Below are 25335 nucleotides of genomic sequence, written 5' to 3' on the forward strand. Positions count from 1 at the left end.
AAAGAAAATCAAGAATTCCTAATCGCATCGGCGAACCGACTCGCTCCGCTCAAACAGTAGGAATTCGTTGCCCATCAATCATAAAAAAGCGGTCGAAAAACTAATTTCTGACCGCTTTTGATAATAAGATTTCTTATAATACTAATTTACTAAACTCTAATGCATTTCATAAACCTCTACTTCTTCCACTTCCACCACCATGTTATCATTGATAGTAGTAAGCTTTATCCTTTTTGTTTCATTAATCAACAATGGGTCATATTTAGCCGTTACTCTGATATAGTTTTCAGTGAAACCCTGCATTTGCCCATTTTCGACATCTTCTTCAAAAAGTACCGTGAAGTCATTTTGCAAATGTTGTTCGTAAAAATACCTTCTTTTTTTATCAGATAAAATATGAAGCATTTTAGACCTTTCAGACCTTTTGTTCATAGGTACTACTGGCTTAATGGCCAAAGCAGTCGTGTTTTCGCGTTCAGAATAAGTAAAAACGTGCAAATAGCTGATAGGTAACTCGTTTAAGAACTGATAAGTTTCTAAAAAGGCCTCATCAGTTTCACCTGGATGTCCCACGATTACATCAACACCAATACAGCAATGAGGCATCAATTCCTTTATTTTATTAACTCTATCTACATAAAGCTCTCTTTTATAGCGACGTTTCATCAAGGCTAACACCTTGTTTGAACCCGATTGTAAAGGAATATGGAAATGTGGTACAAAACGTTTTGAACTAGCCACAAATGTGATGATTTCATCTGTAAGCAAATTTGGCTCTATCGACGAAATTCTAAAACGGTCGATTCCTTCTACTTCGTCCAATGCTTTGACTAAATCCAGAAAAGTATTTTCTCTTTTGCCATTTTGTAAACCGAAGTCACCAATATTTACGCCTGTCAATACAATTTCTTTTACACCACTCTCAGCAATTTCACGAGCAGCCTTTACTACATTTTGAATGGTATCAGAACGGCTAGCTCCTCTAGCAAGAGGAATAGTGCAGTAAGCACAAGGATAATCACAACCATCTTGTACTTTCAAGAAAGTACGCGTTCTGTCGTTTAAGGAATAAGAAGTATGATATTCTACGGCCTCCTCAATATTTTGATTATAGATTTTGGCTTTATTGCCACTTGGTTCTTTTACAAAACCATCTAATAAATCAATCAATTGAAATTTCTCGGCAGCACCTAGCACGGCATCTACGCCTTCAATGTCGGCAATTTCCTTTGGTTTTAATTGGGCATAACATCCAATGATGGTTACATAACCATCAGGATTTATCTTATTTGCTTCTTTTACAATTTTCTTGCACTTCTTGTCCGCATTTTCAGTAACTGAACAAGTGTTGATGATAAATATGTCTGGCTTTTGATTGAATTCTACCTTTTGATAGCCCTTTTGCTCAAACATTCTTGAGATGGTTGAAGTCTCGGAATAATTGAGTTTACAGCCTAATGTATAAAATGCTACTTTTTTCATACTGCAAAGATAGTTATCAAGATTGAAATTTGTAACTAAAAATCAAAACTAGCTTTATATTGTCTTCATTATTAGTTGTTTATATGCCATATAAGCAAAAAGCCCGGCTATATTAGCCGAGCTTTTTTGCTTATATAAATAACACCAAAGACTAAACTTCAACAGTTTTAACAGTTTTGATGATACGAGCAGCAACTTTGTATGGATCTGCAGCAGAGTTTGGACGACGATCTTCCAACCATCCTTTCCATCCTTTTTGAACAGCAGCAATTGGAATACGGATTGAAGCACCACGGTCAGAAACTCCATAAGAGAATTGATCGATAGATTGTGTTTCATGCTTACCAGTTAAACGTAAGTGGTTATCAGCACCATATACTTCGATATGTTCTTTTACGTAAGGAGCAAATGCTTGACAGATGATGTCATAAGTTTCTTTCTTACCAGCTGTTCTAAGAGCAGTGTTAGAGAAGTTAGCATGCATACCTGAACCATTCCAGTCAGTATCTCCAAGAGGCTTACAGTGGTAGTTAACCCAAACACCGTATTTCTCACAAGTTCTTTCTAATAAATAACGAGCAACCCAGATTTCATCACCAGCTTGTTTAGCACCTTTAGAGAAACATTGGAATTCCCATTGACCAGCAGCAACTTCAGCGTTGATACCTTCTACATTCAAACCAGCTTGAAGACAATATTCTAAGTGTTCTTCAACGATATTACGTCCATAAGCATTTTTAGCACCTACTGAACAGTAATATGGTCCTTGTGGACGAGGATAACCGTTTGCAGGGAAACCTAAAGGAAGGTTTGTAGCTAAGTCATATAAGAAATATTCTTGCTCAAAACCAAACCAGAAGTCATTGTCATCATCTTCAATCGTAGCACGACCGTTAGACTCATGTGGATTACCTTCTGAATCCAATACTTCGCACATAACTAAATAAGCAGGAGTTCCTAATAAAGAACGTTCAGGGTCTTTACAGATAAAAACAGGCTTTAATTGACAGTCAGAAGAACCACCTGGTGCTTGTTCTGTTGATGAACCGTCAAATGACCACATGTCGCAATCCTCTAATTTACCACTAAAATCGTTTTCAATTTTAGTTTTACTACGAAGGCTCTGAGTTGGTTTGTAACCGTCCAACCAAATGTACTCAAGTTTAGCTTTTGCCATGATTTTGTTATTGGATTTTTAAATATTTGGTTAATTTCCTTATTTCTTGGTACAAATTTATACTTCTAAAATTGAATTTCACAAGAAAAAAATGATTTTTATGAAATTTTTAAACCTGCACCTCTTTTTTTGTTTGATTTGAACTATTCTAATGTCTAAAACAATACTAATTTTTTGTTTAAAGAAATTATATTTTGTTATTATCAAATTTACAATACTTTATTTTGTAAATCAAAATTTTCACAGAATTAAATGTAAAGTTCTTAAAATAGTCAAATTTTTTCTTTGGTTATTTTAATATTGATAAAATTGTGATATTTGAAGGTTTTCCATTTTGGAGGCAAAAGCCCAATTTTGGCTATTTTTTTAAATTTTATCCCTGAATAATTAATAAAAAATAAATTTCAATTACATTTATACGTGAGTTTAAAATTTAGTGGTATTAATGAGGATATGATTGAGCGGGAACCTAGCTTTGCAATGTTTCCAATCAAGGTCCAAATGGATTATCCATTAACATTCAAAAAATAATCTGAATTAATTTATATGGCAATTGCAAGATTTAAAGCACTTGAGTTAGCTCAATCTCGCCCGACGGTAGCAGTGAAGATACCGACAGAGAAAGTAACGGACTATTATGGAAGCAATACTTTTAACGATGAAGTGATGCGTTCTTTGTTGAGTCCAGAAGCTTATCTGAAAATTACAAACGCGATTGAAGATGGTAAGAAAATTGATAGAGAGGCTGCCGACGAGGTAGCCGCTGCAATGAAATCTTGGGCTTTATCGAAAGGAGTAACACACTATACTCACTGGTTTCAACCGCTGACAGGTACTACTGCTGAAAAGCACGATGCTTTTTTTGATATTACAGGCAAGGGTAAAGCTGTAGAAAAATTTAAGGGGTCGGCATTGGTTCAACAAGAGCCTGATGCTTCGTCTTTCCCTAACGGTGGGATTCGTTCTACTTTTGAGGCCCGTGGTTATACCGCTTGGGATCCTTCTTCTCCTGCGTTCATCATGGAAAACGTGGCAGGTACTGCTACTTTGTGTATCCCATCAGTATTTGTTTCTTATACTGGCGAAGCACTAGACTATAAAACACCGCTGTTGAAATCAGGGGAATTGATTGATAAGGCAGCTACTAAAGTGATGAATGAATACTTCAATCGTGAAGTTTCAAAAGTAACTGCTTCGGTAGGTGTTGAACAAGAATACTTTTTGGTGGATGAAGCATTATATAATGCTCGTCCTGACTTAATGATGTCTGGTAGAACTGTTTTCGGACACTCGCCAGCGAAAGGGCAACAATTAGAAGACCATTACTTTGGCTCAATTCCTTCAAGAGTAAATGCCTTTATGGTAGATTTTGAGCTTGAAGCTTTGAAACTAGGTATGCCAGTGCGTACACGTCACAACGAAGTGGCACCCGCACAGTTTGAAGTTGCTCCGACTTTTGAAGAAGCAAACTTAGCTTGCGACCACAACGCCCTTTTGATGGACTTAATGAATAAAGTAGCCGCAAAACATAAAATGCGTGTACTTTTCCATGAAAAACCATTTGCGGGTATCAACGGTTCTGGTAAACATAATAACTGGTCGTTGGCTACTGATACTGGCGTAAACCTTTTAGGACCATCTACTAAACCAAAAGAAAACCTTCGTTTTCTAACTTTCTTTGTAAATACGATTAAGGCTGTTCACGATTATGCCGATTTATTGCGTGCCTCTATCGCAACAGCAGGTAATGAACACCGTTTAGGTGCAAACGAAGCTCCTCCAGCCATTGTTTCTATTTTTATTGGTACAGAAATGACCCGTGTATTGAATGATTTAGAGAATCTTTCTGAAATGCATGATATTAAATTAGAAAAAGGTGATAACGTTTATTTAAGACTAGGCATTAATAAAATTCCAGCGCTTCTGTTGGATAATACTGATAGAAACAGAACGTCTCCTTTTGCTTTTACGGGTAATAAATTTGAATTCAGAGCTGTCGGTTCATCTGCCAATTCGGCTGCTCCGATGACTATTTTGAACACGATTGTTGCCAACCAATTATTCCAGTTCAGAGAAGAAGTAGACGTGTACCTTGAAAAAGGTATCAAGAAAGAATTAGCGATTGTTGAAGTATTGAAAAAATATGTAAAACAATCAAGAAAGATTCTTTTTGAAGGAAATGGATATTCAGAAGAGTGGACGCAAGAGGCTGAAAAAAGAGGATTATCTAATTTAAAGACAACGCCCGAGGCCCTATTGAAATACTTAGATAAGTCTGCGGCAGACTTGTTTTCTAAGCATGGTATCTTCAATGAGATTGAAATGCACGCTCGTTATGAAATTGAGGTTGAAAATTATATCAAGAAAATTCAGATTGAATCGAGAGTAGTGGGCGATTTAGCCATTAACCATATCGTTTCAACTTCTTTGAAATACCAAACGCAATTGGTTGATAATGTTCGTGGACAAAAAGAAATTGGAATCGACCCACAATATTATGCACCGACGATTGAAATAATCAAGAAAATATCTATCTATACTTCTAAAATCAACAACTTGGTTGATGAGATGACTGAGGCTAGAAAAGAAGCCAATAATGTGGAAGATACTGCTGAAAGAGCTAGACTTTATAGCACTAAAGTGAAGAATTATTTTGAGGAAATTCGTTACTGTGTAGATAAATTAGAGCTTATCGTTGACGACGACGAATGGCCTTTACCAAAATATAGAGAATTGTTGCTTATCAGATAAGTAATATAAAGCCTGAAAATGCCCACAACACTTTTGTGTTAGTGGGCATTTTTGCTATCTTTGACACATAAATTAATCTATTGTAATATGTCATTAAAATCAAATCCGGGACTTGACCCAAAAGAAATTGAACAGTTAAAAAAGGAATGCAAGGAAGCAGGAAAAAAGTTTGTTTACTTTGAAGACGAACTTAATGACGAACCTGATAATGTTGAAGAATTTGTTCACGTTCAGTTTGTTGGTGAATACAATGGACAAGAAGCAATTTTTGATGCCGTTATTTATTCTTTGCGTTTGCACTACAATAGTATCGTTTACGAAACAGCCGAGCGCCAAGCAATGAAATCATTTCCTTTGTATGTGCCTGTTGAAAATCGTGATGAGACGTATACTGCCAATGAAGCAATGGATGAAGAAGTAGAATTGTTCATCACCGAATTAATTGAAGAAATTGAAGAGAATGAAGAAATTAAGCTTTCTGAACACTTAGAGGTTGATGAAGATTTTGAATTCGGAATCGGTCTTGAGGTATGTTTGAACGTAGAAGAAGTAAATGATAGAGTGGTAACTAAATTTGTTGATGATTATTTATCAGGCAACTTCAAATTAGACCCAACTTTATATTCTTTCAAAACAGAAGCAGAAGACTAAGTAAGCGTTGTGAGCCGATGATGAGTAACTTGTTGAATTTTAAAGTATTAATTACTAAATCACTCATTCATAAAATCGCTCAATTACTTAACAAATATAAATGTTTAAGGCTGTACCCATTTGGTTAAAATCGCTTTTAGAAGTGATTGGATTTCTTTTGTTTTTTATTTTCTTTGCTGGGCTTGGTAGAGTTTTATTTGCCTACTTATTAGCAAATATTTATGGGATTAGTTTAAACCAACTCTATGAACTGAGTAGTCAGCCTAAGCATCATGAAAAATTATTGTTGCAAGAATTAGGCGGAGTAATCGTAGAAATATTATCAGTTTGGCTTTTTCCAGTACTCTTAGGAAATAGACTTACCTTTAAACAGTTCGGTCTCAACTGGAAAGGAAAAACAAAAGATTTTGCCTTTGGATGCTTGTTAGGCATTATTTTAATTACTGCGGGATTTACAATCATGAAAATTATGGGATTTGTTCAAGTGGTTAAGCTTGAGTTTCATCCCATAATTTTCATGTCATACATCATCTTTTTTGTATGTGTTGCCATTTCAGAGGAACTCATGGCTCGTGGGTATGTGCTAAGTACCTTAATGAAAGGCATGAATAAATACGTGGCACTCAGCACGTCTGCATTAATCTTTTCAGGGTTACATCTGATGAACAATCATATCGCCCTCGTTCCTCTACTCAATCTGGTTTTGGCGGGTTATTTGCTCGGAATGTATTTCATCTTTCACAAAAACTTGATGTTTCCTATAGGGCTACATTTTACTTGGAATTTCTTTCAAGGAGCTGTTTTTGGCTTTGAAGTATCAGGACATAATATACAAGGCATTATTACCCAAAATGTAATCGGTGATATCCTATGGACTGGCGGAGAATTTGGCTTTGAAGGCTCAATAATCGCGGTGCCAATCGTCATAGCAGGTATTTTATTTATTTACTTTTGTTATAGCAAAAAATCTTCTCTGGAAAAAGAATCGCTTTCTAAGCTTCAGGAAGACTAATTACATGAATATATTTTACGAACCCAATATCAAGCAAACACATTTATTAAACGAAGAGGAGTCTCGTCATGCTATCAGAGTTTTACGCCTTACAGTAGGAAGTAAAATCTATGTAGTGGATGGCTACGGAGGATTCTATGGTTGTGATATAAAAGTGGCACATGAAAAAAAATGTGAAGTGCGGATTTTGGAAGAACAACAGAATTACGAGCATCAGGATTTTTACATTCATTTGATAATTGCCCCTACCAAAAATATGGATAGGATAGAATGGATGGTAGAAAAATGTGTAGAAATGGGAATTCATGAAATTTCTTTTATCCAAAGTCGTTATTCTGAACGAAAGGAAATTAAGATAGCCAGGATTGAAAAAATAGCCATCGGGGCGATGAAACAATCGCTCAAAGCATTTCTGCCTAAGATTAATGAGATGATTAGCTGGAAGGCATTTTTGCAAAAAGATATTGCAGAAGACCAGAAAATGATTGCTCACTTAGAAGAAGGTGATAGGAAATTGATTCAAGAGTTAGCAACTAAAAAAGGGAATTATGCCGTAATGATAGGGCCAGAAGGCGACTTTACCCCCGAAGAAATACAGCAGGCCTTGGCAAAAGGATTTAAGCCCATTACGCTAGGCAAAAGTAGGTTAAGAACTGAAACGGCTGGATTGGCAGCCTGTTTCGCTTTAAATTTAATTAATCAATAGGTAAACCAAGCAAACAAAAATGTAATTCAACTATGAAGAATACCGCTAAAAGTATTGCCTATATTTTGCTGTTGACTTTTTTGTTGGTTGTTAATCATCAAAGCTTTGCTCAATATTCATTTAAAATTGCTAAAATGAAATATGGGGGTGGGGGAGATTGGTATTGTAACAAAACCTCGCTATCCAACCTTATTAAGTTTTGCAATAGCAACCTCAGAACTAACATTGCCCCTGAAGAGGATATTGTAGAACCATCAAGTCCTGAACTGTTTACTTATCCATTTGTGCATTTAACAGGACATGGCAATGTAGTTTTTAGCGAAGCTGATGTTATAAACCTTAGAAAATATTTAGTAGGCGGAGGCTTTTTACACATTGATGATAATTATGGGTTGGATAAATTCATTAGAAGAGAAATGAAAAAGGTTTTTCCCGAACTAAGTTTTGTTGAATTACCATTTAATCATCCTATTTATAGCCAGAAATTCAAATTCCCGAATGGTTTACCCAAAATACATGAACACGATAACAAGCCTCCGCAAGGTTTCGGCTTGATTTATGAGGGACGATTAGTATGTTATTATACCTACGAGTGCGATTTAGGCAATGGCTGGGAAGACCAAAGTGTGTATAACGACCCCGAAGGTATCAGGATGAAAGCCTTGCAAATGGGGGCAAATCTCCTTTCATACTCGCTAACATCGTTTTAAACCTTGCAAATGTCAGAATATCAAAATATTTAAACCTTTTCACTAAACATTCGGTAACTTTGTTGAAGGTTTAGTGTTATTCTATTAATGAGAAATAGCTAATGCCTTTCTTTTCAATGCTCAATCACAAGAACAAATTAAAATAACAAAATACAATCATGCAATTGGTATTGCCCGCTTTCATCTTTCATTGGTATTTATCTTTATTTAGTCAAACGTTTTTCTTACATCGTTATTCAGCACATAAGATGTTTACGATGAATAAATTTTGGGAGAAATTTTTCTATTTTCTTACGTATGTTTCTCAAGGATCTTCCTATCTAAGTCCACGTGCTTACGCAATTTTACACCGTATGCACCATGCTTTTAGCGATACAGAAAAAGATCCACATTCACCGCATTTTTCAGATAATGTGTTTGCTATGATGTGGAAGACAAAAGATATTTACAACGCTTTGTTGAATAATCAATCTAAAATCGAGGAGCGTTTTGACCACAACTATCCGTTTTCAAAAACGATTGAAAAAGTAGGAGACCACTGGATGTCAAGAATCGGCTGGGGCGTTGCTTACGTATTGATGTATGTGGTAGCTTTTGTTTATTTTGATATGCACTGGGCATTTTTCTTTCTATTACCAATCCACTTTTTAATGGGACCTGTACATGGTGCTATCGTAAACTGGTCTGGTCATAAATATGGTTATCAAAACCATGACAATAAGGACAAATCAAGAAATTCATTGGTATTTGATTTCCTAATGATGGGCGAGTTATTCCAAAATAACCACCATAAATTGCCGAATAGCATGAATTTCGCTTCAAAATGGTATGAATTTGACCCAACTTATCCGATGATTAAATTATTAATCTGGTTAAGAATTATCAAGCCAAATTTAAGTAAACCTGCGAATGCTGAGTTTTAGGTGATAGAAATAACATTAAACATTCCGAATGTTGATATCAAAAAGCGGTCAGAAATTATTTTTCTGACCGCTTTTTGATTTATATATATATGGAATAATAGTTCCGTTAGGAACAATATATCGGTAGAAACATCCTGCTAATTTAGTTATCTTCTCCAAGCCCCATCGGGCGAAATATTTTGCCCTGATAAGGCTATTTTGTTAAACTTCCCTATTCTAAGAAAAATTCGGAATGACTTAAGTTTTATGACACATCCTTCTATCTTAACCTCCGATGCCTTCCAATAAATTGGATATTTAGAAATATATGCATAGTTTTAGAAATGCAAAAAACACCATACAACAAACAATTAAATAACTAAACTTACAAAAATGAAATTTTCTGAAGGAATACAAAAAGCAATTCCGTTTGGCTATCTTTTTTTGATAATATTGGGAATATTTAAAGAAGGTGTAATGTTTTATCAATTAGGAGTAAATATTTTAAAATATTCAACCATTACAGACATATTAATAAGTCCGATAGTCGATTTAGCTTCCTTTCCAGTTATACTAATTTTATTAATAGTGCTTATCGCATTTTCATATTATTTTCCTGCTTATTTATCCAAAAAAAGTGATAAAGAGTGGGTAAAAAGATTAGCGGGATTAAAAGGTAAGGGTGAATTAGATAATGAAAGACTTGCAAACCACTTTACCAACCTTTTTGTAAAATTTATGGCATTAACGCTATTTTCATTCTTCGTTGGAATAGGGTTGGGAAAAGGATTAGGCTTATCAAGAAGAATAAAGGAAGATGTACTTGAATATAAAACTACCCTTAATTTTAGTAGTGGTGAAGCAGAGCAAGTTTACCTCATAAATTCAAATAGTTTGTATTACTTTTATTTGAAAAAAGGTAATAAAAATATAAAAATAGCCCCTATTGGTGCGATAAAGAGCGTTGAGCTACCAACTAGTAAGGAGTTTAAATAAGAAGGGAACGTTATAAAAATATTTATCACTAGCGAGGGACTTAAGTCCTTCGCTAGTGATAAATATACAGCACTCTACCTACAATTTTCTATCAATTTCAAAGGCTTCCAAGTAATTTGATACTCTTTTTACAAATTGTCCACCTAATGAGCCATCCACAATTCTGTGGTCATAAGAATGAGAAATAAACATCTTTTGACGAATACCTAACAAATCACCTTGTGGGGTTTCAATTACAGCTGGTTTTTTCTGAATAGCTCCAAACGCCATAATAGCTACTTGTGGCTGAACAATAATGGGCGTACCCATGATGTTTCCGAAAGTACCAATGTTAGAGAAAGTATAAGTGCCACCTTCCAAATCTTCAGGTTTAAGCTTATTTTCTCTTGCTCTTTTTGTTAAATCGTTAATTTTCTTGGTCAGACCAATTAAATTATAAGAATCTGCATTATGAATGACTGGTACAATTAAATTACCGTTAGGCAACGCAACTGCCATCCCTACATTAATATTTTTTTTATAGATAATTCTATCGCCATCAACCGACGCATTAATTTGAGGGAAATCCTTGATAGCCTTAACGATAGCTTCTAACAAAATAGGCGTATAGGTAATGTTTTCACCATATTGCTTTTTGAAAGAATCTTTGATACTGTTTCTCCAGATGGCTACATTCGTCATATCCGTTTCTACGAAAGATGTAACGTGAGGAGCAACCCTTTTAGAATCCACCATTCTTTCAGCAATCATTTTACGCATCCTGTCCATCTGAATAATCTCATCATTGCCAGATATGAAAACAGGAGAAGCATTTGAAACTACTTTTTCAGGAGCTTTCGCTGGTGGTATTGCCTTAGTCGTTTTGCGTTGTTCTAAATAATTAAGAATATCGTGTTTAGTTACTCTTTGGTCTGCACCCGTCCCCACAATAGCATCAAGCTCAGTCTTAGAAATATTTTCTTCTTTAGAAATACTCAATACCAATGGAGAATAGAACCTTGAGCCATTATTGGATGAAACGACAGCCTCTTGCGTAATTGGGTCAAGATTAATGCCTGTCAATATTTTTATTTCTTCAATTTCTTGTGCCAGTTGCTCCGAAATTACTTCCACTTTTGCATTGTCCTTAACCTCCTCTTCGTCAGTACTGATCATACAAATAGGCTTGCCAATTTCAGCGATTTCACCCTCTTGAACCAAAATCTCAGTTAAAATTCCTGATTGAGAGCAAGGTACTTCTGTATCAATTTTATCAGTAGCTACTTCCAATAGATACTCATCTGCATTAATTTTTTCGCCTACACTTTTAAGCCACTTCAAAATAGTAGCCTCCATGATACTTTCGCCCATTTTGGGCATAATTACTTCGATTAAAGCCATGTTGTTCTTAATAAATTCAGTATGTTGATTGCTGTAAGATGAATGTTTTGTTCACGAAACCCACCCAATTGCAATTTTTTTGTGATTGTTTTACTTTCTGTGGCAATGGCAATCCAGATAGTACCCACGGGCTTGTCGGGTGTTCCACCGTCTGGTCCAGCAATTCCGCTTGTTGCTAATCCAAAAGTTGTATTACATAATTTGCGAATATTTTCTGACATTTCGATAACCGTTTCCTCAGAAACTGCTCCGAATTGTCCTAAAGTCTCAGGTTTTACGCCTAACTGATTAATTTTAACGCTGTTGTCATAAGAGAGTATTCCACCCATAAAATAAGCCGAACTACCAGCCACCTTAGTAAATTGATGCCCCAAATATCCACCCGTACAACTTTCTGCTACAGAAACAGTCAGCCCTTTTTCTTTCAATAAACGTCCAATAGCCTCTTCTAGTTCTTCGTTGCCATAGCCATATACATAACTTTGAATAGTAGGCAGTACTTTTTGAAATTCTTCTTCTACCTGTTTTTCAAGCAAAGCAATATCTTCTCCGAAGCCAGTCAGGCGGAGCTTTACACTGCCCATCGAGGGTAAATATGCTAGTCTGATATGGGGAGGCAAGGCATCTTCCCAAGCGTCAATCATTTCGGCTAACAAAGATTCCCCAATACCAACTGTACGAATTATTTTATGGAAAATGACAGGCGTTTTAAAATAAGCTTGTATTTTGGGTAACAACGATAACGTCATTAACCCTTTCATTTCATAAGGCACCCCTGGCATAGAGATATATACTACGCCATTTTGCTCAAACCACATACCAGGTGCTGTGCCCATGGTATTTTTGATATAGGTAGCATTGGCAGGTAATTCTGCTTGTCCAAGGTTTAAACCTGTTACCTCACGCCCTCTTTTTCTGAAAAACTCTTCTAAATCTGTTAATGCTTCTGGATGTACTTCAAGGGTAGTGTTAAAATACTTACAAAATGTCTTTTTGGTAATATCATCTTTCGTCGGTCCTAAGCCTCCTGTTACAATGACTAAGTCTGCTCGTTGGGTGGCTTCATTAAAAATTTGTAAAATAGCCTCCTCTGTGTCACCAACGGAAGATTTCCTAACGGTGCGAATGCCTATTTTATCAAGTTCAGCACTAATCCATTGTGTATTAGTATCAGTAATTTGCCCATATAATATCTCGTCACCAATAGTAATTATCTCTGCTCGAATCATTTTTATTTTTACCTTTTAGCTAAAGGCTTAGTCCTAATTGATTATTTTTGTTCAAAATTACACAAATTCAAGTGTTTTGGCGTTTAAATGACAATGACTTTACATAAAAATTTGTCAGTTTTTAATATTGTTAAATCTTGAAATTAAAAAAAATGAAAAGAATATTCTTAGGCCTATCCTTAATGTTTTCAGTGAGTAGCTGTAATTCACAGAATCTTGGAAATATCCTTAAACAAGCGAATGATGTTTTAGGTAACACATCTGGCCCTTTAACCACCGCAGAGATTGGTAAAGGTTTAAAGGAAGCCTTGACTGTGGGTATCAAAAATAGTGCTGCTCAGGCTTCGGCTACAGATGGTTTTCTTGGAAACCAAGCTATTAAACTTTTGTTCCCACCAGAAGCTCAAAATGTAGAACAAAAACTTCGTCAGATTGGCTTGGGTGCTCAATGCGATAAGTTTATTACAGCCTTGAACAGAGGAGCAGAGAAAGCGGCAGAAAAAGCAGTACCCATCTTTGTGGATGCTATCACACAAATGACGATACAAGATGCTGTCAGTATTTTGAAAGGAGATAAAGATGCTGCTACTAATTATTTAAAAAGAACATCTTCGGTAGCATTAACTAATGCATTTGCTCCTGTGATGGAAGAATCTATTAATGCGACGGGTGCGACAAAATTATACGGAGAAATTGCTACTACGTACAATAAAATTCCATTTGCTAAAAAAGTTAACCCAGATTTAAAACAATATGCAACTCAAAAAGCAATTGACGGGTTATTCCTTTTAGTTGCTCAAGAAGAACTCAAAATCAGAGAAAATCCTGCTGCTCGTGTAACGGATTTATTGAAAAAAGTCTTTGCAAATCAGTAGTATTAGCTATCAGCGCTGAGTTATGAGCTATCAGTTTTTTGGGCTACTTATTTCAAAAAACCATAATATAAAAAAGTACTAATTATTTATAATGAAACATTCTGAAATTAATTTTAAAGTACAATTAGACGACCAAAGTATCCCTGAACAAATACAATGGTCGGCCACAGACAACCCTAATGAAGGTATTGAAGAAACAAAATCTATTTTTGTAGGTGTTTGGGACCATTACCACAAAGGAACTTTAGCGTTACCACTTTGGACAAAAGACATGGACGTTTTAGAAATGAAACGTTTTTATATTGAAATCATCGGAAGTGTAGGCAATACTTTAGTAGATGCTACTGGTGATGAAAAAATGGCTAGTTTAATTGATAACCTTTGTAGAACACTTACTAAAAATCTGCAAGAAGAAATCAAAGCTGCTGAAAAAGGACAATAATTGATTGTTAATGCGTATTAAGTTCTAATCCTTTCTATTAGCGGGTGACTTAATTTCTACTGATTACTCATAAGTATATAAATAACTGATAATCAAGGTTTTTATTCCTAGTGAGGGACTTAAGTCCCTCACTAGGAATAAGAGCTTCAAGTAGTCAGGCTATGACATGAGGCGACCGACGCTTGGTTTGAAAGGCAATTTAAGCCTATTTGAACCAATTTTATCAATAATCACATCTTCATTTCAACTCGTTAAAAGATGTTGGTAATCAATAGTACTTAAGTCACCTGCTAATAGAAAGGATTTTGAGAAAAATATTATTTCGTTTTTACATCTTGTTTTATTAAAAAGCCAATAACATAAGAACTGAACAACCTTATTCTCTGAAGAGAGTGAGACGTATAATCGGGTCAAAGATTTAGCAACCATCCAATTTTAACCATGAAAAAAATATTAATGCTCGCTGTTTCTATACTGCTAAGCAATTTGTCTTTTGCTCAGAAAGGAACAGCTTTTTTACAGGGAGGTAATCTTAAAACAGTTTTTGATTTAGCCAAAGCCCAAAACAAACCTGTACACTTAGAAGTATATGCACCTACTTGTCATGTTTGTAATGCTTTCAAACCTACTTTTGAAAATGCACAAGTGGGGAATATCTTCAACCAAAACTTTGTAAATTATAAGCTTGATATTACTTCGCCAGAAGGATCTGCTTTTTTGAATAAACAAGGCATTTGGATTCCCTCTACGCCCACACTTTTGTTTTTTGATAAAGATGTAAAACTACAGCACATTACAGTTTTGGGCGAAAATTATAATACTCCCCAAGCATTGATTGAAGCTGCTACGAAGGCAATAGACCCTAAGCAACGTACTAGTAATTATAAAACAAGTTACCGTTCTGGCAATCGTGATGCTAATTTCTTGATTGAATATGGCTTTATGGCTAGAATTATGCGTGATACGGTGGATAATATCAATGTAATGAATAATTATGCAAAAATCATCCCGTCTGCTCAATACAGCAATAATACCAGCTTTTTATTATTGCAAAAAGTAATCATGGATGACGACAATGATATTTTTGAATACATGATTAACCATTTAGGTGAATTCAATGCTAAATATGATAAAACCCTAGTAAAACAAACTGCTGAAAACATTATTATGTATTCTTTGTACAGTAGTCGCGGAATGCGTTATTCTGTAGCAAAAATCAATCAGGTAAGGGCTAATCTTGCTAAATTAGGAGTAGATAAAAAATCAATTAATGGACGTGTTTGGAGAGAAGAATCAACGGCCTACTTCCGTGAAGGACAAGTGCCTAAAGCCCTTGCAGTGTTAGATAGCTTAGTAGATGCCAAGACAGATAAAAAATCATATAAATTTTTAAGCGACTGGATTAAAGCCAGAAGTGCTGACAAAGCAGCGTTAGCCAAAGCAGCCCTTTGGGATGCTAAAAGCAAATGATTTTTAGAGAAGTAAGCAATAAACATGAGACATACTGAATTTTTCCTAAAATTGTGCATTTTGGAGACAATTTGAGAGGTTTTCTACTTATATTATCGTCTAGTCCTTACTTTTCTTGTCTTGAAACAAGAAAAGTAACAAAAGAAATTCAAGAATTCCTAAACTCGCTATCGCTCAAACAGTAGGAATTCGTTGCCCATCAATCATAAAAGCGGTCGGAAAACTAATTCCGACCGCTTTTTTATGATTTTAAAATTCGGGATGACTCATATTTATTGGATTAATTAGTCTTAAAATAACTGATACGTTATCCCAAAACGTACAAATCTTGCCACACATTCAGTTGAGCCACCAACGTAGCCAGCTTTATAGCTTAAAAAACCATGAGAATAACCCGCAAAAATACCCATTTTGTTGTAAATGGCTGCCACCTGAATTCTTGGTCTAACATCTGCACTAATGGTATGTCTATCAACATCAGTTGAAAATACTCTTCCGTCAAAAGCAGTTGCTTTCCCGTTTTCATTAGCCTTTAAATTAGCTCCAATATCAAAACCACCCGTTAAATCAATGGCTACTTTATTGGTATGAAAACGATGTCCAATAGATGGAAAGATATTGATAAAGTCTGAACTTAAAATCGTTTTGCCAGTAGCTACTAGTTGATACGTGGAACTTCCCGTATAACCATTGATGGTATTGATGGTTACTTTACTTCTTAGATTTTCATAGCCAAGGTCAAGCCCTAGAATAAAATTCCTTTTTGTAATTCTCTTTAAATTCACAGAAAAGCCATAAGAAATAGCAGACTGCGTACCATAAGGATTATTGGTATAGCCACTTTGATTGGTTTCATTATAATTAATGGATGAAATCGCGTCAGAAGCTTTACCTGTGAAAGAAAAAAGACCAGAATTTAATGCAAAATGTAATTCTGTTTTCTGTGCAAAAGCACTTGTGAAAGCAATACAAGTAAAAATGGAGAGTAGATACTTTTTCATAAGATGGTTTAGTATTTTGAAAGATTAGAAATAGTGTAATTAACTGCACAAAAGAAATAAAATTGGGTAACTAATCAAAGTTAAATGATTTGTTAAAAGTCGATATTTCGATTTGAGTAGCGATAACCCTTGCGGTTACCGTTTTAGCGTACGTGATACGAGAATATTCATTGTGCTTATCATTTTGTAGTTATTTCGGCTGGAAGCCTTTTAATAGTCATCACTCGCATGGAGATGAGCGATTGCGTTTAATACATTCTGCTATTTTTTCTTGAAAAAATCTTATGTTGGGTGATTTTTTTACTAAGTTTATCCCTAGAAACAGTCAATAGTTAGGGATATATAACTTTATGGAATGTAATGGCAGAAAATTATACTTTTAAAGATAAGTCTAAACGGGAATTATTAAGATTTCTGGAGGCTTATCAGAAGGCAATAGATGAAAGTGTCATTTGCTCTGTTACTGATACCAAGGGGATAATTATATATGTAAATAAGAAATTTTGTGAGGTAAGTAAATACACTGAGGAGGAATTGATTGGACAAAATCACAGAATTTTGAATGCGGGGTATCATTCTACTACATTTTTTAAAGAAATGTGGATGACTATTTCTGGGGGTGAAATGTGGCGGAATGAGGTGAAAAGTGTTGCGAAAGATGGTTCTTATTTTTGGCAAGATAGTATCATTCTTCCCGTATTTGATGAAAACCATGTTATCATTCAATACTTTTCAATAAGGATACCAATAGATGAGCGGAAAAAAGCAGAGGAGGAAAAAGAACAGCGTATTAAAGATTTAGAAGAAATACTTTTTAAGATTTCGCACGAGGTACGCCATCCTGTTACGCTAATGTTGGGTATTTGTAATATGTTTGACGAACCGATGCTTACACAAGAGGAAATAGGTTCTTTTATCAATGCCCTTAAACATGCTGCCGAAAAATTAGATGTTTATACCAGAGAAATAACGGAGGTTGTAAGCAAGCTGAGAGATAAGGAAGACGAGCTTTAGGGTTTATGAGTTTAAAGTTTTTGAGTTTAATATTTGTTGCACAAAGACGTAAAATAACTAATTTCTATTAGGGTGCGACTTAAGTCGCACCCTAATAGAAATATTTGAACAATCGTTTTTATAGCTGCAAGCTTTTAACTCATAAACTATTTATTATTGAATATTGAAATACTTCAAGGAATAATTCCAACCTTCAATAGTTACTTGTGGTTTTGTTTGTAAAGGAACATTGTCAATAATAATGGTTTTTTCTGCTCCTGGGGCAATAGAAACGTAGTTGTCGTTATAGAATACTGGTAAAATACGTTCTTTGGTTCTTTCATCTACTATAGAAACTCTGTTAAAGAAAGCAACAGGATTATTCGCAGGATTACTCATGGTTACCTGTACTTTGCCCGTTCCGATACTCTTTATAGCTACTTTTAGATTTTCTACCGATTTTATTTTTTGTAAACCCGAATACACCCCCTTGATGTTAGGATACCAGTACATATTATCGCTTACAATTTGTTTGTTTTCATCCAATAATTGTAGTGATAAAAATGAACCATCTTCCGCACCAATTTCTTCTAAAACCTTTTTCACAGAAAGAATTTTCTTGACAGAACTTGCTTCAATATAAGTAAACACCTGAGTGATTTCTTTTACTTTGCCATTGATGTCGTATGCTTTAGCCACCAACATCAAATTTCTGCGAGGTTTAAAGTCATTATTTACCATCATTAACATACCATCTACAGGGTTTGCCATAATGTGAACTAACTCGCTACCACTTTTTAAGCCATACAAACAAGCATTAGGGTCTAGGTAATAATCATACATTTGCCCACGCATGGCTGTCCACGGATTTTGTGTTTTCCAGATAATCACGCCTGTGTACCATTCCCAAATGTGTGAAGAAAAACCTTCAATTAAACCACGGTATTGGTCATAATTGACTAACTGAGCTTTCAAACCAAAATCTTTGATGTCTTTTGGCTTTCCGTAAGGGTCTATAAACTGATTGTAGCCTACGCCCGTATAAGTATGGTAAGTCCAGACAGAATCAGGCTTTTGATTACTATCATGATAAGGAACATTCAGGTTTTCTTTTGGAATAAAGCGTTTTAACGATTCATAATCACCTGTACCTACTGACCCAACTTCTGAATTAAAAGGGAAAGTGCGTTGATTCCAGAATACATCCAATGGTTGAATACCATAAGGACCATCGCCATTTCCCCCCAATGAATTAAACGACATTTCGTCAGAGTTTGAATAATCAATAAACCAACGAGTACCGTCTAATTTTGGTAATATTTCATCTCTAAGAGGTACTAAAATATCTTCGGGAGGGGTAATTTCGTTACCTCCGCACCAGATGGCTAAAGAAGGGTGATTTCTTACCATTTTAATCATATCAGCTGCCGATGATAAAAATAGCTGATGATTATCGGGGTAGTTTCTTCTTGTCCATTGGTCTTCTTTTTTCATAGGGTCAACCCAACGACCATTACAATCGCCCGACATCCAAAAATCTTGGAATACTAATAATCCATAGCGGTCGCAAGCTTCATAAAATTCTGGACGTTCTACTAAGGCTCCGCCCCAAATACGAATAAGGTTCAGGTTCATATCACGGTGAAAACGGATTTCAGCATCGTATCGCTCGTCCGAGAAACGCAACATGGCATCCGAAATAATCCAGTTACCACCTTTGATAAATACTTTTTGTCCATTGACATAAATCTGGCGACTTGCTGTTAAGGCATTCCAATCTGTCTGAATTTCACGTACTCCAACTTTTACAGGCTCTTGGTCTGAAACTTGTCCGTTTACGATAAATTCAAATTTTGTATCATACAATTCTTGTTTACCATAACCCGCTGGCCACCATAAACGAGGATTCTTTAAACTATAATTATCAAGGTTAACCGTAGTGGTACTGTTAGGAGCAAGGCTTACTTTTTTTGAAATCTTGTTTCCATCAATGGTATAAACTAAGGTGCCTTCAACTTTCAGAGACGAAGTATTTTCTAAATCAGCAGAAGCTTTTATGATAGCAGGTTTTTGTGGGGCATCGGGTAATCTTTTTTCGGGAACAAGCGTAATTACGTGTGGATCTTTCAGGTTTACTTTCCCACTTTTTTCGATATATACTTTGTCCCAAATACCAGTGTTTCTATCACGAATCGGACGAATCCAGTCCCATCCTGCCGTATATTGTAATGAAACGTTTTTGGCAATTGTCCCATCACCACCTTGTCCGCCATTGGCATTACCAACGGTGTAAGGGGGATATACAATGACGGCTAATCGGTTGTTGCCATCTTTAGCCAAAAGCTTAGTAATATTAAAAGATTGACGAAGAAACATTCCTTCAAACACTTTCTCGTTTACTTTTTTACCATTCAAAAAAACATCACAGGCATAATTGATACCTCTAAACTTCAACCAAACTTCAGAACCATTGGTTGGCGAAATTTCTTTAAAGTCTTTGGCAAACCAATAAGTATAAAAGTCTCTGCCAGTATTATAAATGTCTGGTATTTTCTCATTGTTCAATCCATAAAAAGGATCAGGAATTTCTTTGTTTGCCAACATACTCGTTAGCACCGTTCCCGGAACAACGGCAGGTTTCCAACCCGAAAGCAAAAAATGAGGAGATGAAATCACCTCCCCATTTTCTTTCACACTTTTGATGGGTGCACATTTCCAAGCACCGTTAAGCTCATATTGATTTTGAGCCTGTAAGTGATTAGCCAGTAGCAACATCAAAAACACATGAATTTGTTTCAACATTAATTTTAAAAAATTGGACATAGTAGGGATTAAAATTATTAATATTTTTAGAAGTACACAGTAGGTTGGTATAAACCAACAAGCCAATCCCTCCAAAGAAAGATTGGCTAAATTTAACACATAATTTCTGTGATAATTATACTTATTTGTAAGTTTTAAGTTAAAAATGAGCAATTACACTTAAATAAAAAAGTGAAATCGGAAATATATGTCATTTTTTAATTTAACATATACAAGCTTTGTGAGTACTAGATTCCTAAAATGGTATTAAATAGCCTTTCAGAAAATTGTATATTTTGATGAAAATATTATTTCTTTCTACTAGAGCCCATCAAAGTTGTAAACTTTATATATGCAGTTGTATTACTTCGTTCAGAATTATTAATGTTACTACCATTTAATATTCCAAAATCAAGAAAACTTTTTTTATAGAATATCTTTGCACCCAAAAATATTACTGCCGATACGGTAGTATTATCAGTAGTTGTGTAGTTACCATTACCGTAATAGTAAAAATTGGTCTCTTTTTTGGTAAAAAGAATAGATTCAGCAATAAGTGCTACTCTTTTAGTGAGTCTATGCATGCCGCTCAATTGTGCAAAGTTTTTATGATCTCCATTCCCCACAAAAGTTGAAGAGAAGCCCATTGTTAAATTGCTGTTGGGGTTCCCATAGGTAGCAAATGCTGAACCCATTTGCACAGTATTGGTTGTACCACTGCCTGCTCCTAAATAAAAAGAAGCTCCTATATTTAATTTTCTGCCAATTGGTTGAGTAAACTTTCCACCAACAGCACAGCCGAAGAATACACCAAAAAATGGAATTGGTAAAATAACTGGACTGACCGAAACAGAAAATTTATTGCTAAGCCCAAAGGCAAAATCATTGATTAAAAAAATGGAATTAGTATAACGATTTTCGCCCTTTGCTAAATTATAAGCACTGGAGCTGATAAAATAGGACGTAGGTTTAATTGAAAAATCATCAAATTTGTCACTTGTCTCATTTGCTTCATCTAATAGAGTAATTGACAAAACGTTTTCAATGTTTACTTGTAAAACACCTAGATTGTCAGTGTTAATAGTATGGATAAATAAAGTAGAACTTAAAATTTTTCCTTTGAGAATGGTTCCATCTTTTAAACTGATTTGTACACGGGGTATCATCACTGAATCGGCTGGTGGGATGCTTTGTACTTGTGAAAAAGTTGTTGAGGAAAAAACAATAATCAAAAAAATGCAGAGGTAAATTAAGGTGTTTAAGCTTTTCATGTTATATACTTTAGAAGAGGTGATTATTTATGCTTTAGCTAGGCAAATGTAGGAGAATTTAGAAATTATACCTAATATCACTAGGTATAAATGGGCATAATTGTTAATTACTTTGTTAAGCAATTAATGATGAAATTTTTAGTTTTAATTCGTTTGTAAATCTGTTTAACGTCATTCAGCGAATTAATTTTATTCCTTCTCAGAAATCAATTATTTTCCTGTTTTAGTATTGAAGCTGTTTAAACTTTCAGTTTCTGAGGTGAAAGTATTCTAAAAGACTTAGTTTAATCCGAAAGGGAAAGTTTAAACAGCTTCATTGTTAATGTTTTCAGTTAATTTCACGCAGAACTATAAAATTTCTCAAATGAATATCAAATCGGACAAAACCATTATTTTATTATTAATACTTTTCGGTTCTCTGTTCAACATCCAAGCCCAGCCTATAAAACCTATGCCTGCTGGAGAACTTTTGTTGAATTTGAAAAAACTCAATGTGCTTGGTACAGCGATGTACATTGCCGCTCACCCAGACGATGAAAATACCGTGATGCTATCGTGGTTGGCCAAAGAGCGTAAAGTAAGAACAGCCTATTTATCAATTACACGCGGAGATGGCGGACAAAATTTGATTGGCTCAGAATTGGGCGATTTATTAGGATTGATTCGTACACAAGAATTACTAGCGGCTCGTGCGATTGATGGTCCTGAGCAATATTTTACCCGAGCAAACGATTTTGGGTTTTCTAAAAATACGGAAGAAACCTTACAGATTTGGGGAAAAGATGCTGTATTGTCAGACGTCGTCTGGCGTATCAGAAATCTTCGTCCAGATGTAATTATTTGCCGTTTCCCGCCTGATGCTCGTGCGGGACATGGCAATCACTCTGCTTCGGCAGCTTTAGCAGAAGAGGCTTTCAAACTTTCGGGTGACCCTACCAAATTTCCCGAACAATTGAAATACGTAAAACCTTGGCAAGCCAAAAGAGTAGTTTGGAATACCTTTAATTTTGGTGCTGTTTCACAGAAACCTACTGAAGGTACATTTATACAAGTAGAAATTGGTGGATATAATCCATTGTTAGGAAAAGCTTATTCTGAAATTGCGGCAGAAAGTCGTTCACAACATAAATCGCAAGGATTTGGTGTACCTCGCACACGTGGTTTACGACCTGAATATTTTGTACACAAGTTTGGAGAGTTAGCGCAGAAAGATGTTTTTGATGGCGTTGATTTAACGTGGAGTAGGGTAAAAGGAGGGAAGGAAGTAGAATCTTGGATTAACCTTGCCATTAATAGTTATAATCCAGAGAATCCATCTACCATTGTGCCGTCTTTGTTAGAAGCCTATAAAACGTTGATGAAAATTGATGATGAATATTGGAAGGCTCAGAAGAAAAAGGAATTAGAAAACATTATTATTGCTTGCACAGGTCTGTATTTTGAAGCTAATCCTAATGAATATTCAGCTTCGGCAGGGGAAAAAATTAACGTATTGGCGACAGCAGTAAAGCGTTCTGACTTTGCCGTGACTTTACAGAAAATACGTTTAGTTGGTTTGGGAAAAGACAGTACTTTTAATGTTAGTTTGGGTAATAATGAATTACAAAGAATTAGCTTCCCTGTAGAAATTCCTAAAAATCAGCCTCTAACACAGCCTTTCTGGTTAGCAGAAAAGAAAATGGGCAAAGGTATGTATCGTGTAGATGACCAAACATTGATTGGCTTACCCGAAAAACCAGCAGATTTACAAGCAGAATTTACATTTTTGATTGATAATCAACCTTTTACTTTTAGCTCGCCTGTTATCTATAAATATACGGATGAGACCCGTGGAGAATTGTATCGTACTTTTGAGATTCGCCCAGAAGTTACTGCCAATATTTCGGATAAAGTATATGTTTTTGCCAATGACCAAGCCAAAGAGGTAGAAGTAACATTGAAATCAGGTAAAAGCAAAACCTCAGGAAGCGTTAGTTTAGCATTGCCAGCAGGCTGGAAGTCTAACCCTGCAAGCATTGATTTTAATTTGGAAAATAAATACCAAGAAGTTAAGCTAGTGTTTAAAGTAACGCCTTCTAGTACTACTCCCGAAGGTACAGTAAAGGCGGTAATTAAAACAGCGAATGGTACTTATGACAGAGGGATTTTAACAGTAGCTTACGACCATATTCCGCCACAAACACTTTTCCCATTGGCAGAAGCAAAAGTAGTAAAACTGGACATTAAGACGAAAGGCAAAAATATTGGTTATATCGTAGGTGCTGGCGACGACGTGCCAATGGCTTTGCGTCAGATTGGATACAATGTAACGATTTTGACGGAGAAAGAACTGAATGAAGATTTATCTAAATTTGATGCTATCGTAGTAGGAGTAAGAGCTTATAATACTGAAGAACGTATTACTTATTACCAGAAAAAACTGATGGAATATGTAGAAAATGGTGGTAACATGGTTGTTCAATATCAGGTAAATAGCAATTTACAGAAAATAGAAACGGGCATTGGCCCTTATCCGTTTAAATTATCGCGAGATAGAGTAACGGTTGAAGAAGCAGAAGTACGTTTCCTGAAACCTGAAAGTGTTTTATTGAATACGCCTAATAAGATTACAGCCAAAGATTTTGATGGTTGGATTCAAGAAAGAGGATTATATTTCTCAAATGATTGGGATGCAAAATATGATGCTATTCTATCCTCTAACGACCCTAATGAGCCACCTGCCAATGGAGGATTGTTGTATACAAAATATGGCAAAGGGAATTATATCTTTACAGGGTATGCCTTCTTCCGCCAGTTGCCAGCGGGCGTTTCTGGAGCTTATAGATTATTCGCCAATTTGATTTCGGCAGGAAAATAATTTTTCCGACGCAACTAATGTAGAGAAATAGCCGTAAGTGTAAATAAGATGCAAGTCTTCGATTCACTTAAACGAAAATTAACATGAAAAAAACACTATTTGCTTTTTTAATCTCTACATTATTGTTTGCCATTTCTTGTAAAAAAGATGAAGAAGTTTCACCAGAAGTGAAATTTAATGTTGCACTAAATGGCTCTGTAGAAGTACCCGCCAATACTTCAACTGCTACTGGTTCTTTTGTTGGAACTTATAACAAAACAACAAAAGTGATTTCATATACGATTAGTTACAATGGTGTTACTCCTACGGCTTGGCATATTCATAAAGGAGCTGTGGGCGTAAGTGGAGCTGTAATATTTGGTTTAGGAACCACATTTAATACAGCTTACTCTAGCACAACGGCTGCCTTGACTACCGACCAAGAAACGGATTTAATGGCAGGTAATTATTATGTGAATATTCACAGTGCCTCAAAACCTGGAGGAGAAATTCGTGGACAATTGATTTTGAAGTAATTTTAGCTGTGAGCTATAAGCTTTGAGCGATGAGTTTTTTGCTTCTTTTAGCATTAAAAAAAGCGGTCAGAAAATTAATTTTTCTGACTGCTTTTTTGTGACGTTTACTGATG

The 25335-nt window shown here is 35.4% G+C and carries 20 protein-coding genes; 13 read left to right on the forward strand and 7 right to left on the reverse strand.

What is annotated here, in order from left to right; genetic code table 11:
* Positions 1 to 156: 156 nt before the first annotated feature.
* Positions 157 to 1482, reverse strand: a complete 1326-nt coding sequence (gene mtaB, locus VB264_RS05485) for a tRNA (N(6)-L-threonylcarbamoyladenosine(37)-C(2))-methylthiotransferase MtaB (RefSeq protein ID WP_323247469.1) — start codon at positions 1480 to 1482, stop codon at positions 157 to 159.
* Between the two features lie 151 nt (positions 1483 to 1633).
* Complete coding sequence (locus tag VB264_RS05490; protein WP_323247472.1) at positions 1634 to 2659, reverse strand: glutamine synthetase beta-grasp domain-containing protein; 1026 nt, start codon at positions 2657 to 2659, stop codon at positions 1634 to 1636.
* A gap of 546 nt (positions 2660 to 3205) precedes the next feature.
* On the opposite strand from VB264_RS05490, the gene VB264_RS05495 reads away from it, so the two are divergent.
* The 7 genes from VB264_RS05495 to VB264_RS05525 all read left to right on the forward strand — a co-directional run bounded on the left by VB264_RS05495 (position 3206) and on the right by VB264_RS05525 (position 10387).
* Entirely contained in the window at positions 3206 to 5410 is a 2205-nt protein-coding gene (locus tag VB264_RS05495) for a glutamine synthetase III family protein (RefSeq protein ID WP_323247474.1), read from the forward strand.
* 87 nt (positions 5411 to 5497) lie between these two features.
* The gene (locus tag VB264_RS05500; protein ID WP_323247476.1) at positions 5498 to 6061 is read left to right on the forward strand and encodes a hypothetical protein; all 564 of its coding nucleotides are present in this window, start codon (positions 5498 to 5500) and stop codon (positions 6059 to 6061) included.
* 100 nt (positions 6062 to 6161) lie between these two features.
* Positions 6162 to 7073 (forward strand): CPBP family intramembrane glutamic endopeptidase, encoded by a 912-nt coding sequence (locus VB264_RS05505; protein WP_323247478.1) that lies wholly within the window; start codon positions 6162 to 6164, stop codon positions 7071 to 7073.
* A 4-nt stretch (positions 7074 to 7077) separates the two neighbouring features.
* Entirely contained in the window at positions 7078 to 7779 is a 702-nt protein-coding gene (locus VB264_RS05510) for a 16S rRNA (uracil(1498)-N(3))-methyltransferase (RefSeq protein ID WP_323247480.1), read from the forward strand.
* A 32-nt stretch (positions 7780 to 7811) separates the two neighbouring features.
* The gene (locus VB264_RS05515; protein WP_309916720.1) at positions 7812 to 8489 is read left to right on the forward strand and encodes a DUF4159 domain-containing protein; all 678 of its coding nucleotides are present in this window, start codon (positions 7812 to 7814) and stop codon (positions 8487 to 8489) included.
* Between the two features lie 158 nt (positions 8490 to 8647).
* Positions 8648 to 9412 (forward strand): acyl-CoA desaturase, encoded by a 765-nt coding sequence (locus VB264_RS05520; RefSeq protein WP_323247482.1) that lies wholly within the window; start codon positions 8648 to 8650, stop codon positions 9410 to 9412.
* 372 nt (positions 9413 to 9784) lie between these two features.
* Entirely contained in the window at positions 9785 to 10387 is a 603-nt protein-coding gene (locus VB264_RS05525) for a hypothetical protein (protein WP_323247484.1), read from the forward strand.
* 78 nt (positions 10388 to 10465) lie between these two features.
* Here VB264_RS05525 and VB264_RS05530 read toward each other — a convergent pair whose 3' ends face one another.
* Positions 10466 to 11767, reverse strand: coding sequence for a dihydrolipoamide acetyltransferase family protein (locus VB264_RS05530; protein ID WP_323247486.1), 1302 nt, complete (start codon positions 11765 to 11767; stop codon positions 10466 to 10468).
* Entirely contained in the window at positions 11758 to 12996 is a 1239-nt protein-coding gene (locus VB264_RS05535; protein ID WP_323247487.1) for a competence/damage-inducible protein A, read from the reverse strand. Before VB264_RS05535 ends, VB264_RS05530 begins: the two co-directional genes overlap by 10 nt.
* A gap of 152 nt (positions 12997 to 13148) precedes the next feature.
* Here VB264_RS05535 and VB264_RS05540 point away from each other — a divergent pair, with 152 nt between their 5' ends.
* From VB264_RS05540 to VB264_RS05550, 3 genes are all read left to right on the forward strand, one after another.
* Complete coding sequence (locus VB264_RS05540; protein ID WP_323247489.1) at positions 13149 to 13871, forward strand: DUF4197 domain-containing protein; 723 nt, start codon at positions 13149 to 13151, stop codon at positions 13869 to 13871.
* A gap of 91 nt (positions 13872 to 13962) precedes the next feature.
* The gene (gene gldC, locus VB264_RS05545; protein ID WP_309916701.1) at positions 13963 to 14313 is read left to right on the forward strand and encodes a gliding motility protein GldC; all 351 of its coding nucleotides are present in this window, start codon (positions 13963 to 13965) and stop codon (positions 14311 to 14313) included.
* A 441-nt stretch (positions 14314 to 14754) separates the two neighbouring features.
* On the forward strand, positions 14755 to 15783 hold the full coding sequence (locus tag VB264_RS05550; RefSeq protein ID WP_323247491.1) for a DUF255 domain-containing protein: 1029 nt from the start codon (positions 14755 to 14757) through the stop codon (positions 15781 to 15783).
* A 290-nt stretch (positions 15784 to 16073) separates the two neighbouring features.
* Here VB264_RS05550 and VB264_RS05555 read toward each other — a convergent pair whose 3' ends face one another.
* Positions 16074 to 16784, reverse strand: coding sequence for a hypothetical protein (locus tag VB264_RS05555; RefSeq protein ID WP_323247493.1), 711 nt, complete (start codon positions 16782 to 16784; stop codon positions 16074 to 16076).
* Positions 16785 to 17144: 360 nt separating this feature from the next.
* Between VB264_RS05555 and VB264_RS05560 the strand changes: the two genes are divergently transcribed.
* Positions 17145 to 17798 carry a PAS domain-containing protein gene (locus VB264_RS05560; protein ID WP_323247495.1) on the forward strand — a complete coding sequence of 218 codons (654 nt, stop codon included), beginning with the start codon at positions 17145 to 17147 and terminating at the stop codon, positions 17796 to 17798.
* Between the two features lie 153 nt (positions 17799 to 17951).
* On the opposite strand, the gene VB264_RS05565 is transcribed toward VB264_RS05560, so the two are convergent.
* Together VB264_RS05565 and VB264_RS05570 are read right to left on the reverse strand one after the other, a co-directional pair.
* On the reverse strand, positions 17952 to 20600 hold the full coding sequence (locus VB264_RS05565) for a glycoside hydrolase family 2 protein (RefSeq protein ID WP_323247499.1): 2649 nt from the start codon (positions 20598 to 20600) through the stop codon (positions 17952 to 17954).
* Between the two features lie 287 nt (positions 20601 to 20887).
* Positions 20888 to 21850, reverse strand: coding sequence for a hypothetical protein (locus tag VB264_RS05570; RefSeq protein WP_323247501.1), 963 nt, complete (start codon positions 21848 to 21850; stop codon positions 20888 to 20890).
* Positions 21851 to 22214: 364 nt separating this feature from the next.
* Between VB264_RS05570 and VB264_RS05575 the strand changes: the two genes are divergently transcribed.
* Together VB264_RS05575 and VB264_RS05580 are read left to right on the forward strand one after the other, a co-directional pair.
* Positions 22215 to 24707, forward strand: coding sequence for a PIG-L family deacetylase (locus VB264_RS05575; RefSeq protein ID WP_323247503.1), 2493 nt, complete (start codon positions 22215 to 22217; stop codon positions 24705 to 24707).
* Between the two features lie 83 nt (positions 24708 to 24790).
* The gene (locus VB264_RS05580; protein ID WP_323247505.1) at positions 24791 to 25222 is read left to right on the forward strand and encodes a CHRD domain-containing protein; all 432 of its coding nucleotides are present in this window, start codon (positions 24791 to 24793) and stop codon (positions 25220 to 25222) included.
* The last annotated feature ends 113 nt before the right edge of the window (positions 25223 to 25335 follow it).

The organism is Arcicella aquatica, from assembly GCF_034928825.1.
Classification (GTDB): Bacteria; Bacteroidota; Bacteroidia; order Cytophagales; family Spirosomataceae; genus Arcicella; species Arcicella aquatica.